The organism is Rummeliibacillus sp. G93, assembly GCF_023515935.1.
Taxonomy (GTDB): Bacteria; Bacillota; Bacilli; order Bacillales_A; family Planococcaceae; genus Rummeliibacillus; species Rummeliibacillus stabekisii.
In genome coordinates, this window is the sequence record NZ_CP097314.1 from 1,596,971 (window position 1) to 1,612,618 (window position 15,648).

Annotated in this window: 18 protein-coding genes and 1 other annotated feature; of the genes, 13 read left to right on the forward strand and 5 right to left on the reverse strand. The window is 34.4% G+C overall.

Features of this window, described 5'->3' with window-relative positions; translation table 11 throughout:
* Positions 1–148: 148 nt before the first annotated feature.
* From M2M59_RS07920 to M2M59_RS07930, 3 genes are read left to right on the forward strand one after another with little or no spacing between them, the layout of a single operon-like run.
* The gene (locus tag M2M59_RS07920) at positions 149–934 is read left to right on the forward strand and encodes a transporter substrate-binding domain-containing protein (protein WP_249775936.1); all 786 of its coding nucleotides are present in this window, start codon (positions 149–151) and stop codon (positions 932–934) included.
* Between the two features lie 22 nt (positions 935–956).
* Positions 957–1,619 carry an amino acid ABC transporter permease gene (locus tag M2M59_RS07925; RefSeq protein WP_249775937.1) on the forward strand — a complete coding sequence of 221 codons (663 nt, stop codon included), beginning with the start codon at positions 957–959 and terminating at the stop codon, positions 1,617–1,619.
* Positions 1,612–2,334 carry an amino acid ABC transporter ATP-binding protein gene (locus tag M2M59_RS07930; protein WP_249775938.1) on the forward strand — a complete coding sequence of 241 codons (723 nt, stop codon included), beginning with the start codon at positions 1,612–1,614 and terminating at the stop codon, positions 2,332–2,334. The genes M2M59_RS07925 and M2M59_RS07930 overlap by 8 nt, the downstream gene beginning before the upstream one ends.
* Before the next feature lie 56 nt (positions 2,335–2,390).
* On the opposite strand, the gene M2M59_RS07935 is transcribed toward M2M59_RS07930, so the two are convergent.
* The 3 genes from M2M59_RS07935 to M2M59_RS07945 form a co-directional block, all read right to left on the reverse strand.
* A complete protein-coding gene (locus M2M59_RS07935; protein ID WP_249775939.1) occupies positions 2,391–2,543 on the reverse strand; it encodes a hypothetical protein in 153 nt (50 codons plus the stop codon).
* A gap of 103 nt (positions 2,544–2,646) precedes the next feature.
* Entirely contained in the window at positions 2,647–3,492 is an 846-nt protein-coding gene (locus M2M59_RS07940) for a DUF1129 domain-containing protein (RefSeq protein WP_249775940.1), read from the reverse strand.
* 1 nt (position 3,493) lies between these two features.
* On the reverse strand, positions 3,494–3,823 hold the full coding sequence (locus M2M59_RS07945; RefSeq protein WP_249775941.1) for a PadR family transcriptional regulator: 330 nt from the start codon (positions 3,821–3,823) through the stop codon (positions 3,494–3,496).
* Positions 3,824–3,992: 169 nt separating this feature from the next.
* On the opposite strand from M2M59_RS07945, the gene M2M59_RS07950 reads away from it, so the two are divergent.
* The 7 genes from M2M59_RS07950 (at position 3,993) to M2M59_RS07980 (ending at position 9,588) form a co-directional block, all read left to right on the forward strand.
* Complete coding sequence (locus M2M59_RS07950; RefSeq protein WP_249775942.1) at positions 3,993–4,571, forward strand: hypothetical protein; 579 nt, start codon at positions 3,993–3,995, stop codon at positions 4,569–4,571.
* Positions 4,572–4,701: 130 nt separating this feature from the next.
* Positions 4,702–5,409, forward strand: coding sequence for a hypothetical protein (locus M2M59_RS07955; RefSeq protein WP_249775943.1), 708 nt, complete (start codon positions 4,702–4,704; stop codon positions 5,407–5,409).
* Between the two features lie 356 nt (positions 5,410–5,765).
* The gene (locus tag M2M59_RS07960) at positions 5,766–6,143 is read left to right on the forward strand and encodes a GntR family transcriptional regulator (protein WP_147193477.1); all 378 of its coding nucleotides are present in this window, start codon (positions 5,766–5,768) and stop codon (positions 6,141–6,143) included.
* Positions 6,133–6,849, forward strand: a complete 717-nt coding sequence (locus tag M2M59_RS07965; RefSeq protein WP_249775944.1) for an ABC transporter ATP-binding protein — start codon at positions 6,133–6,135, stop codon at positions 6,847–6,849. The genes M2M59_RS07960 and M2M59_RS07965 overlap by 11 nt, the downstream gene beginning before the upstream one ends.
* Positions 6,842–7,747 (forward strand): ABC transporter ATP-binding protein, encoded by a 906-nt coding sequence (locus M2M59_RS07970; protein WP_249775945.1) that lies wholly within the window; start codon positions 6,842–6,844, stop codon positions 7,745–7,747. Before M2M59_RS07965 ends, M2M59_RS07970 begins: the two co-directional genes overlap by 8 nt.
* Positions 7,740–8,693 (forward strand): ABC transporter permease, encoded by a 954-nt coding sequence (locus M2M59_RS07975; protein WP_147193474.1) that lies wholly within the window; start codon positions 7,740–7,742, stop codon positions 8,691–8,693. The genes M2M59_RS07970 and M2M59_RS07975 overlap by 8 nt, the downstream gene beginning before the upstream one ends.
* A 358-nt stretch (positions 8,694–9,051) precedes the next feature.
* Positions 9,052–9,588 carry a hypothetical protein gene (locus tag M2M59_RS07980; protein ID WP_147193473.1) on the forward strand — a complete coding sequence of 179 codons (537 nt, stop codon included), beginning with the start codon at positions 9,052–9,054 and terminating at the stop codon, positions 9,586–9,588.
* Positions 9,589–9,711: 123 nt separating this feature from the next.
* Here the strand turns inward: M2M59_RS07980 and M2M59_RS07985 are convergent, their stop codons facing one another.
* Positions 9,712–10,881, reverse strand: a complete 1,170-nt coding sequence (locus tag M2M59_RS07985) for an acyl-CoA dehydrogenase family protein (protein WP_249775946.1) — start codon at positions 10,879–10,881, stop codon at positions 9,712–9,714.
* 267 nt (positions 10,882–11,148) lie between these two features.
* Between M2M59_RS07985 and M2M59_RS07990 the strand changes: the two genes are divergently transcribed.
* Positions 11,149–11,799, forward strand: coding sequence for a DedA family protein (locus M2M59_RS07990; RefSeq protein ID WP_249775947.1), 651 nt, complete (start codon positions 11,149–11,151; stop codon positions 11,797–11,799).
* A 110-nt stretch (positions 11,800–11,909) separates the two neighbouring features.
* On the opposite strand, the gene M2M59_RS07995 is transcribed toward M2M59_RS07990, so the two are convergent.
* Positions 11,910–12,278 carry a DUF3889 domain-containing protein gene (locus M2M59_RS07995; protein WP_249775948.1) on the reverse strand — a complete coding sequence of 123 codons (369 nt, stop codon included), beginning with the start codon at positions 12,276–12,278 and terminating at the stop codon, positions 11,910–11,912.
* A 294-nt stretch (positions 12,279–12,572) separates the two neighbouring features.
* Here M2M59_RS07995 and M2M59_RS08000 point away from each other — a divergent pair, with 294 nt between their 5' ends.
* Both M2M59_RS08000 and M2M59_RS08005 read left to right on the forward strand, forming a co-directional pair.
* Positions 12,573–13,760 (forward strand): erythromycin esterase family protein, encoded by a 1,188-nt coding sequence (locus M2M59_RS08000; RefSeq protein ID WP_249775949.1) that lies wholly within the window; start codon positions 12,573–12,575, stop codon positions 13,758–13,760.
* A 131-nt stretch (positions 13,761–13,891) separates the two neighbouring features.
* Positions 13,892–14,151 (forward strand) — a binding site (T-box leader).
* Positions 14,152–14,231: 80 nt separating this feature from the next.
* The gene (locus M2M59_RS08005) at positions 14,232–15,593 is read left to right on the forward strand and encodes an amino acid permease (protein WP_249775950.1); all 1,362 of its coding nucleotides are present in this window, start codon (positions 14,232–14,234) and stop codon (positions 15,591–15,593) included.
* The last annotated feature ends 55 nt before the right edge of the window (positions 15,594–15,648 follow it).

A 15,648-nucleotide genomic window follows, 5' to 3' on the forward strand; every position in this document is an offset into this window, starting at 1 on the left:
TTTATGCAAAAAATGCTTTTTTTTTTTTATTAATATGTTATTATAATTATAAATTAAAATCTATAATTATTCATATGAATTCATAATAAAACACGATGTTACATAGGGTGGTTTTATTGAAACAATGACGAGATAGGAGATTTGGACAATGAAAAAGAAATGGTTATTTACAGCAGCAGCAGTATTATCATTAACTCTAGCAGGGTGCGGATCAGATTCCAGCAAGGATGGTTCATCTTCCGATAACAATCAAAAAAAGGTTTTAGTGATGGGCACATCAGCAGACTTCGCACCATTTGAATACATCGATGCAGCAAAGTCAGATGAAATTATTGGATTTGACGTTGATTTCGCCAATGCAGTAACTAAAAAAATGGGTTATCAATTGAAAATACAAGATATGGAGTTTAATAGTTTAATTCCATCCGTACAAGCAAAAAAAATTGATTTTGCGATGGCGGGCATTACACCAGATGAAAAACGTTCTAAAGTGGTGGACTTTACGGATTCCTACTATGATACAGAAGATTATCTCATTACTAAAAAAGATGTGACATACGACAAACTTGAGGATTTGAAAGGTAAAAAAGTCGGTGCGCAGGTTTCATCCATTGAAGAAGATACAGCCAACGAAATTGCAGATAAAGTGCCAAGAGTAAAAGTAGAAACGCGTGACAGAGTACCAGAATTGATTCAAGAAGTGAAATTAGGAAGACTAGACGCCATTGTATTAGAAGATATTGTAGCTAAAAATTATGTTAAACAAAATAAAGATCTAAAATTCTCGACGATTGATGGTGTCGATAACCAGAAAAAAGCAGCAGCTTTCCCTAAAGGTAGCAAATTAGTGAAAGATTTCAATAAAGCTGTAAAAGAATTAAATGACTCTGGCGAAATCGATAAGATGAAAGCCAAATGGTTCAAAGTTGATTAATTAAGGGAAGTAGGTAGTTTAGATGAATCTAGATTTTTCAGCCATTGCAGACTCCATCCCTTATATCTTAAAAGGGATTGGCGTGACGCTAGAGATAGCCGCGTTCGCGTGTGTTTTTGGCTTTATTTTGGGTGTATTATTATCACTCATTAAGTTAAGCGGAATAAAACCGTTACAATGGCTTGCAGATTTTTATACATCTGTATTCCGCGGTACACCGCTTGTTTTGCAATTAATCATTATTTATATGGGAATACCGCAAATGTTCCCAAGCATTGACATAAGCCCTATGCCAGCAGCAATATTAGCTTTCTCACTTAATTCAGCTGCTTATATTTCAGAAATTATTCGTGGCGGTATTATGGCCGTAGATAAAGGGCAGAGTGAAGCTGCCCAAGCGCTTGGCGTATCCTATACGAGCATGATGAAAGACATTATCTTGCCACAAGCTTTAAAAAATATTATTCCTGCTTTAATGAACGAGTTTATCTCGCTAACAAAAGAATCCGCTATCGTTACAGTAATTGGAGCACTCGATATTATGAGACGCGCTTATATTGTGGGTGGATCTACATTCCACTATATCGAGCCATTGCTAGTAGCAGGTTTAATCTATTATATTATTGTACTGATACTATCATATGCAGGAAAATTGGTTGAGAAAAGGATGAGAATAGGTGATTAAAGTACAAGACTTGCACAAAACATTTGGCAATAATGAAGTGCTAAAAGGAATCTCAACAACTGTTCAAGATGGCGAAATAATTGCGATCATCGGCCCATCCGGCTCTGGTAAATCAACATTTTTACGCTGTATCAACATGCTAGAAACACCAACTAGCGGTGATATCCAAATTAACGATCAGTTGATCACTGAGAAAAAAACAGACTTAATGAAAATTCGTGAAAAAGTAGGCATGGTATTCCAGCATTTTCATCTTTTTCCCCATAGAACGGTAATGGAGAATTTGACGTATGCTCCCATGAAAGTATTGAAAATCTCAAAGGAGAATGCTGAAAAAAGGGGAGAGGAGCTGTTAAAGCAAGTAGGTCTTTTGGAGAAAAAAGATGAATACCCAAATCGGTTATCTGGCGGCCAAAAACAGCGTGTAGCCATAGCAAGAGCATTGGCGATGGAACCTGACCTTATGTTATTTGATGAACCTACATCAGCGCTAGATCCAGAGATGGTTAAAGAAGTGCTAGATGTAATGAAATCGTTGACTAAAACAGGGATGACCATGTTGATCGTCACGCATGAAATGGGATTTGCTCGTGAAGTGGCAGACAGGATATTCTTCTTGGACGGTGGCCAACTCATTGAAGATGCTTCACCAACAGACTTCTTTAACAATCCTTCCACACAGCGTGCAAAGGATTTCTTAGAAAAAGTATTGTAGTAGAAAAGAAAACAGGCTATTCTTAAGTCCGAAGAACTTAAGAATAGCCTGTTTAATTATTTATTTAATTTTTCCATGAGTTTCTCTTTTTCTTTGAGATACTCTTCTTCTGACAAATCCTCTTTTTGTAAGAGTTCTGCTAATCGCTGTATTTCCTTTAGTAGTTCCTCAGGTGAATAAGTTTTTTTATCTGAATGTTGTAATGACATGAGATAACCTCGTTTCCTCGTTAAATCTTTCTCTTCTTATTCTACAAAGAATATAAAAAGATTTCAAAAGATTTTCTGCCTTTCAACCAAATTTTAAAAAGAATTAAACCTTTTGATCATCCTTCATTTTCCAGAGTGTAAACAAATTAATCAATATAAATAAAGCAAATGGGAGAATAACGCCAAGCATCATATAAATATGATTTTGATCATTTTGCAGATACTCTCTTGTTTGAGGAATTCTTAATAATAGACCAAAGATTCCTAAGGTTAAGATAAAAGCAAGGGCGCCATAGAATTCTCGTTTCTTTTTGGTAGAGATATACAAGACAGCAGTCAAAACGACACCAATGATCAGAATCCAATCTATTGGAGGACCAATTTTAACGATACCTTGCTTAGGTGCATAAAACTGAATGAGGAAAAAGATGCCGAATGATAGCATAAATATCAACCATAATATGAAAAATTGTATAAACTTCGGTAATTTCGCCTTCATATAAATACTCACATGAATTAATTTAAACAAACCATAAATCAAAGCAATTGAAAACACCCCATTCATTAAAAGAACAAAGATGTTTATTTGTAAAAGGGGAGCTGTAAAACTTCCTATGAATACAAACAAAGAACTAATTAAGAATAGCCAGCCACTCATTTTAAAGATGGATTTCCAAGAGGGTCTATCATACTGTTTTGTTATTTGGTCTACCATTTCTTTTGGGTGTTTTCCAAAAAAGCTTTCTGCAGATTCACCATTTTTCTGTGCTTCTAATATATCTTGTAATATCATCATTAATTGCTTTTCTGTTTCCAATTCATTATAGAAAAGACCAAGAGTACGCATGTACATTAAAATATCTTCGTAGTACGCCTTATTTTCTTTGGACAAAAGTTCTCTAAGATGATTATTTTGCTCAACCAATTGTTCGGCTGAAGAATTTGCCACTTTATTCACTCTCCTCATTTTCTACTATTCGGTTAACCTTTATTATTAATGAATTCCATTGTTCTTCAAAACTCATTAATTGCTCTTCACCATAAGCTGTGATAAAAAAGTATTTCCTATTAGGCCCATCTGGTGAAGTTAACTCCTTGCTCTTAATAAGCCCCTGTTTTTCTAATTTCTGTAGCAAAGGATAGATGGTCCCGCCGACAATTGTAGTAAATCCATAATCCCTCATAATTTGTACCAGCTCATAGCCATAAACTTGTTGTCGCTTAATGATGGCTAAGACACAGCCCTCCAGTACGCCCTTTAACAATTGGGTTTCTTTCATTTGCTCGCCTCACTACTTTGTATAACATAATAGTACTGTATCATATGTTAACTACTTTGTAAAACATACTAGTGGAGAAATTATTTTATTTTCTGAAAAAACAAGGTTTTTAATTGGGAGTTATTGTATTAATATATAGACTGAACGAGTTTCCAAGGGGGACTTTAAGTTGACGATACAAAGTTTTAGGGAAAAAATGAATGAGATAAATAATCTAACATATTTTGATTCAACAGATTATTTAAGAGAAAAACCTACTGACGGTTCTAAAGTAAAAGATTTGATTATTCAAGCTCAATGCTTATTGAAACAGGATTTGAAAGAGGAGGAATTATATATTTTAAATGGAGCATTAGGCAATTTATATAGAATTAATGGAAAGCAAAAGAAGGCCATTGCTTGTTTAAAGTACTGTCTTTTGTATGCTCAGAAAGAAAAAAGCACAACAAAAGAAATTATTACTTCCATTCGACTTGGCGAGGCGTATAAGTATGATAATGAACATGGAATAGCTATAGAGCATTTTAATTTTGCGATGAAATTAGGCAAAGAAAATAAAACCGATGAATATCTGGACTTTGTTTTGCAGCACAAAGGGAAATGTCTCTTAGAGTTAAAGAGATTAGATGAAGCAGAAACCTGTTTAATAGAAGCTATGAAGTTAAGGGTCAAGAAGGGTAGACCAGCTTTAATTCAATCGACTCAAGATGCACTGAATTTATTAAAGAGAATTAGAAAAGAATTATAGCATGCTATAGATTAATACTTTATTTTACAGTTATATAATTTTTCTTCAAATTTCTGTTGATTTTTATTTCTGTCTTAGTGTACTATTTAATTAGGACACTAAGACAGAGTGACAGAAGGATGTGTATTACATGTTAGCTTTTCAAGGGCTATTGAAAAAGGACTTTCATATTTCGAAAAATTGGTTCTTTTTATGGATTGGATTTCTTGCGTTGTTTTTGATTTTACCATTCGCCTTAGAAGTTTATTTTCACCAGCCATTATCTTTTCTACCGATAGCCGTCATCATGCTACTTGGTTTTCATGTATTTTTCTTGCCGGGGATGCTACTATCTATGCTTCGTTTAGAAGGGAAAACCCAATTATGGCTTTATAACCCTCAAAACAGCAAATTATTGATTCTGTCAAAGATAGTTATTTCCATTGCATATCAGCTGATCGCTCAATTATTTATAACTTGTGTTGGGTTAGTGATCTATCTGTTCTTCAAAGATTTATTTATTTTGGATAAAGCAGATTTATTTATCGAATTGACCACACTAAACGCCGGTTTAGTATTGATAAGCTTATATTTTTCTCTCTGGTGTTTGTTTTATTGGACGGTTTATCACTCATTAGGTAAATATCCGAAAATGAAAAGTTGGCGCTGGCTCTTCGTGTTTGTTTTGTTCATACTGCTGAGCCTAATTTCTTCTTTTTTAGAAAGTATCGATGTTTTACAAGACATATTAACTAAATGGAAGATCCCCGTTATAATGGGTGCGAGTTTTAAATACAGTCATGCGGGTTATACGCTTGGATTAAATACAATGAATTTACCGGTTTTAACGCCGGTTTAGTATTGATAAGCTTATATTTTTCTCTCTGGTGTTTGTTTTATTGGACGGTTTATCACTCATTAGGTAAATATCCGAAAATGAAAAGTTGGCGCTGGCTCTTCGTGTTTGTTTTGTTCATACTGCTGAGCCTAATTTCTTCTTTTTTAGAAAGTATCGATGTTTTACAAGACATATTAACTAAATGGAAGATCCCCGTTATAATGGGTGCGAGTTTTAAATACAGTCATGCGGGTTATACGCTTGGATTAAATACAATGAATTTACCGGTTTTAACTCTTGTTTTGTATGTGGCTATTTCTGTTGGATTATTTGTAATATCCTGCCTGCTTCTCGACCGGAAAGTTGAGGTGTAGAAGATGACAAAAGAATTTCAAGCATCAAAGCCCATCTATATCCAAATAGCCGATCATTTGTCATCCCAAATCGTAAGAGGAGAGATCAGACCAGGCGAGAAACTTCCGTCTGTACGAGAAATGGCGATCGTATCAGGTGTTAACCCTAACACAGTCCAAAGAACGTATAGTGAGATGGAAAGGATGGGAATTGTGGAAACGAAGCGTGGCCAAGGAACATTTGTCACACAAAATGAAGAGATTGTGGATTCATTAAAAACTCAGTTACAACGAGAAATTATTGATCGTTTTGTCCAAAGCATGAGAGGACTTGGGCTCTCGGAAGAAGATATAACGGAAGGATTAAAGCAATATTTAAGGGGGGAGCAGGATGGCCGTTAAACTAAGCAATGTTTCGAAAAAGTATGGAAAAGAATTTTCTTTAAAGAATGTTTCTCTTACATTCGAAACAGGCAAAATTTATGGGCTACTGGGACCTAATGGCAGTGGGAAGTCCACTACTCTAAAAATGATTGCTGGTCTTGTTTATCCAAATAGCGGCAAAGTGGAAGTTGGAAATGAAGAAGTATCAAGAAAAATTTCTAAAAATGTGGCTTATTTAACTGAACTTGATATGTTTTATCCAGGCTTTACAGTAGCGAATATGGTAGATTATTATGCAACCCAATTTACTGATTTTGATTCTGTAAAAGCCGAAGAATTATTGAAAGAAATGAAGCTGGAACGAGAAAAAAAGATAAAACAATTATCAAAGGGAACTAGGGGCCGGTTAAAACTTGTTTTGGCGCTCTCAAGAAATGCACCTGTACTTCTTTTAGATGAGCCATTTTCAGGTCTTGATCCAATGGTTCGCGATTCCATCGTGAAGAGCTTATTGTCCTACATTAATTTTGATTTACAAACAGTGATTATTGCGACACATGAAATCGATGAAATCGAACCTCTACTTGATGAAGCGATTGTCATTTTCCACGGGAACATAATTGGTCAGAAAAATGTAGAGGAGTTAAGAGAAGAAGAAGGACTATCGGTATTAGATTGGTTTAAGGATACTGCAAAGAATATGGAGGCGAAGATGAATGGCTAGTCCGGTTGTACAATTGAACCATGTAACGAAAGTAATCAAAGGGAAGAAAATTATTGATGATTTGAGCTTCACTATTGAAGAGGGAGAAGTATTTGGCTTTCTTGGACCTAATGGAGCGGGAAAAACAACAACTATTCGTATGATGGTAGGATTGATGGGAATTACATCAGGCGAAATCTTAATTTGCGGCAAAAATGTAGAAAAAGAATTCGAAGCTGCTCTGATGAATATTGGAGGTATCGTAGAGAATCCAGAGATGTACAAATTTTTAACTGGTTATCAAAATCTAATGCAATATGCTCGTATGATAAAAGGTATATCAAAGCAAAAGATCGACGAAGTAGTCGAATTTGTCGGTTTAAAAGAACGCATTCACGATAAAGTTAAAACGTATTCACTTGGAATGAGACAACGATTAGGCCTGGCCCAAAGTTTGCTTCACGACCCAAAAGTAATGATTTTAGACGAACCTACAAATGGTCTTGACCCAGCGGGAATAAGAGAAATTCGAGATCATTTGAAAAAGCTGACGAAAGAAAAAGGAATGTCGGTAATTGTTTCGAGCCATCTATTATCTGAAATGGAAATGATGTGTGATCGTATAGCAATTATCCAAAATGGGAAGCTCGTAGACATACAAAAAGTTCACGATTATGTAAATGACACAAAACAAAAATACTTCTTCGAGGTCAATTTGGAGAATGTTGGTATACTAGATAACATTCTATATGAAAAAGTGGACAAAGGATATGAAATTGAGCTTGAAAAAGAAGAAGTACCAAAAATGATTCAAAAATTCACTGAAGCAGGCATTTCAATTTACGAAGTAAAACCAATAGCAAAAACACTAGAAGATCGCTTTATGGAAGTTACGACAGGGGGGGAGAAGCATGCTTAATCTTATAAAAAATGAATGGATTAAAATATTTAAACGACCTGGAACTTACGTAATGATTGGGCTACTAGTCCTTGCGGTGTTAGGGACTGGCATTCTGACAAAGGTGTATGGAGATTCAGGCCAGAGTACAAATCCGCAATGGAAGCAGGAATTACAACAAGAAACAAAAGAGTATAAGAAGGAAATGAAAGGTCTTCCAAAATCAGCAAATACCTATAAGCAAAGCTTAGAAAGAGATATAGCTATTAATCAATATCGTTTAGATCATAATTTACCTCCTGAGCAAGCTGAAACAGGTTGGTCATTTATTTATGACAGTGCGTCATTCATTTCATTTGCTGGATTGTTTACGATTATTGTCGCAGCCGGAATTGTGGCAAGCGAGTTTGGATGGGGAACAATCAAGCTGTTGCTTATTCGTCCTATTAAACGAACGAAAATTCTGTTATCCAAATATTTAACTGTTATTATATTTGATGTATTTTTATTAGCTATCTTATTTATTAGCGCTGCCATTTTAGGATTTGCATTATTCGGTACAGGTGATGGGAATAATGCACATCTTGCATATGCCAATGGAACAGTTGTAGAGCAGAATATGCTTCTATATTTAATCAAAAGATATTTGTTGGCTTCAATCGATGTTATCATGATTACTACTATGGCATTTATGATTTCAGCTGTATTTAGAAATAGTTCATTAGCTACAGGTTTATCGATTTTCCTTTTATTTATGGGTAGTACTGTCACAGCGATTATTGCCGCTCAGTATAATTGGGCTAAATACATCTTATTTGCTAATACAGATCTATCTCAATACTTCGATGGAATCCCAATGGTTGATGGTATGACACTAGGATTCTCTATTACAATGTTATTAATTTACTTTATTGTCTTTATGCTTCTTGCATTTGGTGTATTTACAAAACGAGATGTAGCTGCGTAAGACTAAGAGAAATAATAGTTTAGAACAATTATTTAATGGTGTCTGACTCATTTTTTATAAAAATGGGCAGGCACCATTTTAGTTTTAAAAAATCCTTACAATTTTTTACTTAATTTCAATTAACCTTATCTAGTTTATTTATATAAGAGCAATTTTATAAACCTTGCTAGTCTATATAAAAATGAAAAAAATGACAGTAACAGAATATTTTAATTTCTTTTAAAAAACGATTGTCAAATTGCTATTTGTAAAATACAGTAATAATAATGAAGTACAGGACTAATTTCCAAAGAAAATTTATAAGAGAACGTAACTTGTAACATTGAACGAAGTACAAGAGAAAAGTGGAGGTGAAGAATTGAACTTGATCGCCTGGTTGATCGTTGCTTGTGAAATCGCATTTTGGGTGGTTATATTAGTCGGACTGACTTTAAGGTATGTATTTAAGCGAAAAAAGTTAAGCCTATTGTTTTTTACGTCTGTCCCTTTAATCGATTTAATTTTGCTGGTTGTAGCAGGATTGGATATTTACTTTGGTGCTAAGCCTACAGCTGCACATGCTATCGCCGCTGTTTATATTGGCAGTTCTATCGCATTTGGTAAAAGCATGATTGCTTGGCTTGATGAGAAATTTCGGTATTATATTATGAAAGATGGCTCTAAACCTGTTAAAAGATATGGGATGGAATTTGCTCGTCATGGTATGAAATCATTTGGACAACATGTTTTTGCTTATATAATAGGTGCATTATTATTATTTGGTATGATTTTAATAACAAATAATCACGTACAAAATGCGCCTTTTTATGAAATCCTACAATTATGGACTTTGATAATAGGTATTGACTTTGTAATATCGATTTCATATTTTATTTGGCCAAAGAGATCTTTATAAATGAATTAACAATATTTCCTGGTGAACTAATAGATGAACAAGACAAAAGTTGATAAAAAGCCTGTAAATTCTTTTACTAAGATTTTATAGGCTTTTTTATTTTTGTTTATATGGAATTTATGATTATGATTTTGATTGTTTACCCTGGTCAATCGCGGTTTGTGCCAGCTTCGTAATAGTCATGTCATCCATTGGTGGATTATGAAGACCAGCCCGGACATCTCGATAATAGCGTTGTAAAGGATTTGAATTCTGAAGACTTTTTGCGCCTGCAATTCGCATAGCAATATCTACAATTTCAATTGCTGCGTTAGTAACAGTGTGTTTCGCCACTGCCAGTTCATTTGTTAAATATGGACGCCTTTCTAAATCATCGTATGCCTCGGCAGCCCCATATAAAGTAAAGCGTGCTTGATCCAGCTTTAATTCAATATTTCCTATATGCTGCTGTACGTTAGGAAGAGTAGCAATCGGCGCATTCAAGCTATTAGGTTGATGATGATTGGCAAAGTTTACTACATAGTCACGTGCAGCCTGGGCAATCCCAAGATATGTGGCAGGAATTTGCAAAATCCAGCCATTGATATGCGTGCCTCCAAAAGGACTTTGCGGATATTCAACAAGTGCTGAAGCTTCCACCTGGACATTTTCAAGCACTAAATCATGGCTGCCCGTACCTCGCATGGACATTACATCCCAAGTTTCTTCGATTGATAACCCGGGAACATCCTTATTGATGAGGAAAAAGCCGATTACTTGTTGTTCCTCAATCCAAGCGCTTACTATGAAATAGTCTAAAATTGGTGAAGCAGTTGTGAAAATCTTACGGCCGTTTATAGTCCAACCATTCTTTGCACGTACAGCATGTGTAGCAGGACGGCCGCCCCGCGTTGGGCTACCGGTATGAGCTTCACTTACGGCCCGATTAATAAAGATATTTTTCTGTACTTCTTTTGAAAATGATTCTAATAGTGCTGGATCCCATAGCTTATGTTCATAAAGCTCGCCGATAATGCCTAGTGTCCAGCCAATTGCTAACGAAGTATTTGCGTCATAGCTTGCTAACGTTTCTTGAAGAAGAATCATGTCATACACAGAAAAACCTTCTCCGCCATATTCTTTAGGTAAAGTAATTTTGGGATAACCCGCTTTTCTGAGAGTTTCAAAGTTTCTTATTGGAAAAAGAGCATTTTTATCAATTTCTAAAGAATCTGCGGAAAGCTCGGCTCGTAATGTTTCAAGTTTGTGCAGCCAATTACGCTGTAGATCAGTTCTTATAAATATCTCTTTCATATATACACCCCACAATTAAAATAAATAAGACTTAGAGGTTTACTAGGATTATAGTTAAAATAAAATCCACTCAATTTAAAACAGGGTGGACTACTATAGATGTTAATATTCTAAATTTATATTATCAGATAATAAAGTCTATACGCAATTAAATATGTATCTAAATGGACTTATTTTATTAAGAGGTGTAAAGGAGTAAACTTAAGGATTTAATAAGATTCTTTATCATATACTATACTTTAAATAACAAGGATGTGAGAAGGAATAATGAACATAGGGCATATTATTTCTAATTTAGATAAAAACTTAGATAATTTAACAGATATATATGGTGTGCAAATTTACATTTTCTTATTTCTAGTTGTTTATTTAAAAACCGCGTTTATTGTTTTAACATTTTTGCCGGGGGACTCTATAGTATTTGCAAGCGCTGCACTAGCTGCAGTAGGGGAATTGAATCTATGGATTTTATTAGCTCTCTTTATATTTGCAACAATAAGCGGAGATAGTCAGAACTATTATATAGGTACTTTAATAAGAAAATGGCAGCATAAAAAGCCAAGGCTGAATTTCTTAAAGGAGAACCAAATACAATCAGCAGAAGCATTTATCCAACGTTATAGAGATATTTCTATAATCATTTCACGGTTTATTCCGTTTATGCGAACAACTATTCCTTGTGTAAGTGCGTATACAAATTATCCATTTTATACTTTTTTAAAATTCAATAGTATAGGCGCAGTTCTGTGGACTTTCTTTTGGCTTATTATAGGTTTTGTATTAGGAAATCTTAAGTTGGTTGAAAATAATTTAGCGGTGTCTCTAGCTATTATTTCGATGATACCAATATTAGTTCCTGTAGTTTTTATAATAGTAAAAAAGGGCGGAACGTTTAGAAGAAAGGGAAACATGCACTGAAAATTAAAGAATACCTTTCTTTTCTTTACGGTATTGACCACCTATATTTTACTGAAATCACATACAAAACTTGATAACTACTTATTCATCCATAAAAATAGCCGAACTGTTCACGGTGCTGATAAAGTGCCTTGGGTCAGTTCGGTTTTTGTTTCTTTAAACTGAATTTCAATTAATTCTCCAGTTGAATTATTAATTTTAAGATCAACATACACTCCAAATTCTTTATTACTATCTTTTATCCAAAATCTAAACTTTTCTATAGAGTAATCTGTGATGGAAACTTTTCCAACTTGAAAATAATCAATAATTTTAGCTTGAGGATATTGCTCTTTTGTTTTTTGAATAGCAACTTGTCCCCATTTGTAATAAGTAGAGATCGTATGTTTATTATTCGTATTTTGATCTAAATCATTATGTGAAATATCACCAATAAACGTTGAAAAAAGAGCGAATTGGATTAATAAAATTGTTTTCATATCATTGCTCCCTTTGAAATTAGTCTTTGAAATTTCGGATGATTATTTATATAGTCTCATGAAGGATATAGGCTCTTTCATAACGAACCTATATAAAAGAAATTATTACAAATAATTCTAAATTTGGAGGGGTAAAAAGTCATTAAGAACTTCAATAAATACTCGTTTACGATTATAGTTCTCCTTATTATCGTAGTAATATCTGTCATTTATACTCATAAAAATGCTGAAAAATCATGGTTAATAACCCATAGTCATAAAATTAACTCGTTGACATCCAATGATTATTCAGACTTGAAATTTTTGTCGCCAATTTTAAAGGACAAAAAGTATGTATTTCTCGGTGAAAGTTCACATGGCATCTCTGAATATAGCCAGTCCAAAGTAAGATTAATAAAATACTTGCACGAAGAATTAGGATTTGATGTTGTGTTATTCGAAGGAAATATTGGTGAGGGAGCTGCTGTTTCTGCAGAAAGTTCAATCAACCAGTATATGAATTCAAATGAAATATTATCTGCATTTCTTTCTCCGTGGAATAATCAAGAAACAAAACCCTTAATTGATTATTTAATACAACAACGAAACACAAATGACCTATCTTTCGGAGGATTTGATATGAGGGGGACAGGTTATTTTTTTCAATTTCTAAGTAATTGGATTAAAATTTATAATGATAAGCTTGCGCAACGATATAAAGAAATAGAATTGAACTGGTTTGAAACATACAATAATAAAATGGTCGAGGGAAATAGCCTTTCAAGAGAAGAATTAAGTAACGTTAAGAATTCCTATCAAGAGATAATAGCATTCATACATACCCATTCAGAAGAATTAAAGCGTGAATATCCGAACGAAAAAAATCTTGCAAAAGTATTAGAGAAAACATTAGAAAACCGATTTGTGATGTTGGAAAGATATTATAAGGCTAAAAAAGCAGAGGAAACCACAACAGAGGAAACCAGTAGTATAATTAGAGACAAAATGATGGGAGAAAACTTGCTATGGTTATCAACTCAGGTTTACCCAGACAAAAAAATAATCGTGTGGGGGCACAACATTCATGTCCGAAACCGTCAAATCGAAATTGCAGGAAAAGATATTGATAGAAATACTTTTCAGAAGTGGAAAATACAATCTATGTATGAGAATCTACCAAGCGATTATAAAAAGAAAAGTTATATAATGGGTTTTTATATGCATGATGGAACTATAGCAGAAAGATATGCTACAGTCTCTAATCAAGTGAATTTTGATAAAAAGTATAGCAAGAATAGTCTTGAATTTATCCTCAATGAGATACCTTATGACTACTCATTCATTGATTTAAAGTATCAGAAAAAAGAGAAATATAATGAGTGGATGTTCGAACCAATCACTGCATTAAATCAAGGATATTGGGAAGACCGGATGATCATCAGAAACCATTACGACGGTATTTTTTTCATTAAACATGTAGGCCCCTCTCATTATTATAAGTAGGGAATACCTTTTTTAGTGAAGGATTTATATAGTTAAATAGCATAAATAATTTAAGAAAATTTAATAATTATATATTGACAAAAAATTTTTTTAATATAAAATTAAAAACAATTCAAAAACATTTGTATAAAATAAAGGCTATGAAAAGAAATAGTATCAATTCATTTTTACAAACAGAAAGTTACCGGTTGTTGAGAGGTGCATGTAAAACGATTGAGAATTCATCTTGGAGCTGTGTACCGAAAAGATTTTTCTTAGTAGGCTATACCGGTAAGCATCCGTAATCATGTGCAAGAGTATCGTCAGTAAATGACTGGCCGTACTTTCTAAGGTAAGCAATGTGAGTTGCTAACAAATTAAAGGTGGTAACACGAGTTGAATCGTCCTTTTGGTTAATCCAAAAGGGCGTTTTTTTTTATCCTTTTTGCACAAAACATTTTGAAAATTTCACAGGATGAGGAGTAAGGAAGTATGAAAGAAAATCATCAAGATTCACAGTTAAAACGTGATTTAAGTAACCGTCATATGCAATTAATTGCTCTGGGTGGGTCGATTGGCGTCGGCTTATTCTATGGTTCAAGTTCAACGATTCAATTAGCAGGTCCTGCTGTATTGCTAGCGTATTTAATTGGAGGATTAGTCATCTTTACGATCATGCGTGCATTGGGTGAAATGGCTGTCGCTGAACCTGTCTCTGGCTCATTCAGCAAGTATGCCGATAAATATGTAGGGAAATTCGCGGGCTTCTTAACAGGATGGACATATTGGTTCATGTGGATTGTCGTTGGGATGGCAGAATTAACAGTGGTAGGCGTGTATATTAACTACTGGTTCCCAGATATACCACAATGGGTAACAGCACTTGTCGTTCTTGTCGTCATGACACTTGTTAACTTAGCGAATGTAAAAATGTACGGTGAATTCGAATTCTGGTTCGCGATGATCAAAGTTGTGGCAATTGTTGCAATGATTATTGTAGGTTTATGTATTATTATTTTCGGTGTCGGTAACAATGGCGAGCCAATGGGCTTAAGTAATCTTTGGGAACATGGCGGTTTCATGCCAAATGGTCTTGAAGGATTGTTAATGTGTTTCGTCTTAGTAATGTTTTCATTTGGGGGCGTAGAACTAGTTGGTATCACAGCTGGAGAAGCAAAAAATCCCAGTAAATCAGTGCCAAAGGCAATTAACAATATCGTTTGGCGTATTTTAATTTTCTACATTGGCGCTTTAGGTGTTATGATGGCCATTTATCCTTGGGATGAAGTTGGTTCAAGTGGCAGCCCATTCGTTCAAATATTCGATGCAATCGGTATTCCCGCAGCAGCACATATTATTAACTTCGTTGTCATTACAGCAGCGGTTTCAGCATTCAACAGTGGACTATATGGTTCAGGCCGTATGTTATACAACTTAGCATTACAAAATCAGGGATCAAAAGTGTTCAAGCGAGTAAGCAAAAATGGTACACCTGTCCGTGGTATTTTATTCTCTTCTGCGATGTTGTTAATAGCCGTTGTCTTAAATTATGTCGTACCAGAGCAAGTATTTACATACATCTCTGCAGTGGCAACAGTTGCCGTTGTGACGAGCTGGACAATTATTTTATGTACACAAATTAAATTCCGTAAAGCAAAATCAAAAGAAGAAGTTGCAGCGCTGAAATTCAAAATGCCTTGGCATCCAATTTCTTCATATATTGCCCTAACATTCTTATTAATGGTCGTTGTCTTAATGGCGTTCATTCCTGGTATGCGGGTTGCATTGTTTGTTGCACCGATTTGGTTCTTGATTCTTTACATTGGTTACAAATTAATAAAGATTAAACAATAGTTAGTTCATTCTATTGAATGGTTTGAAAATGAATTTCAAGTAAATGTCTTTACTA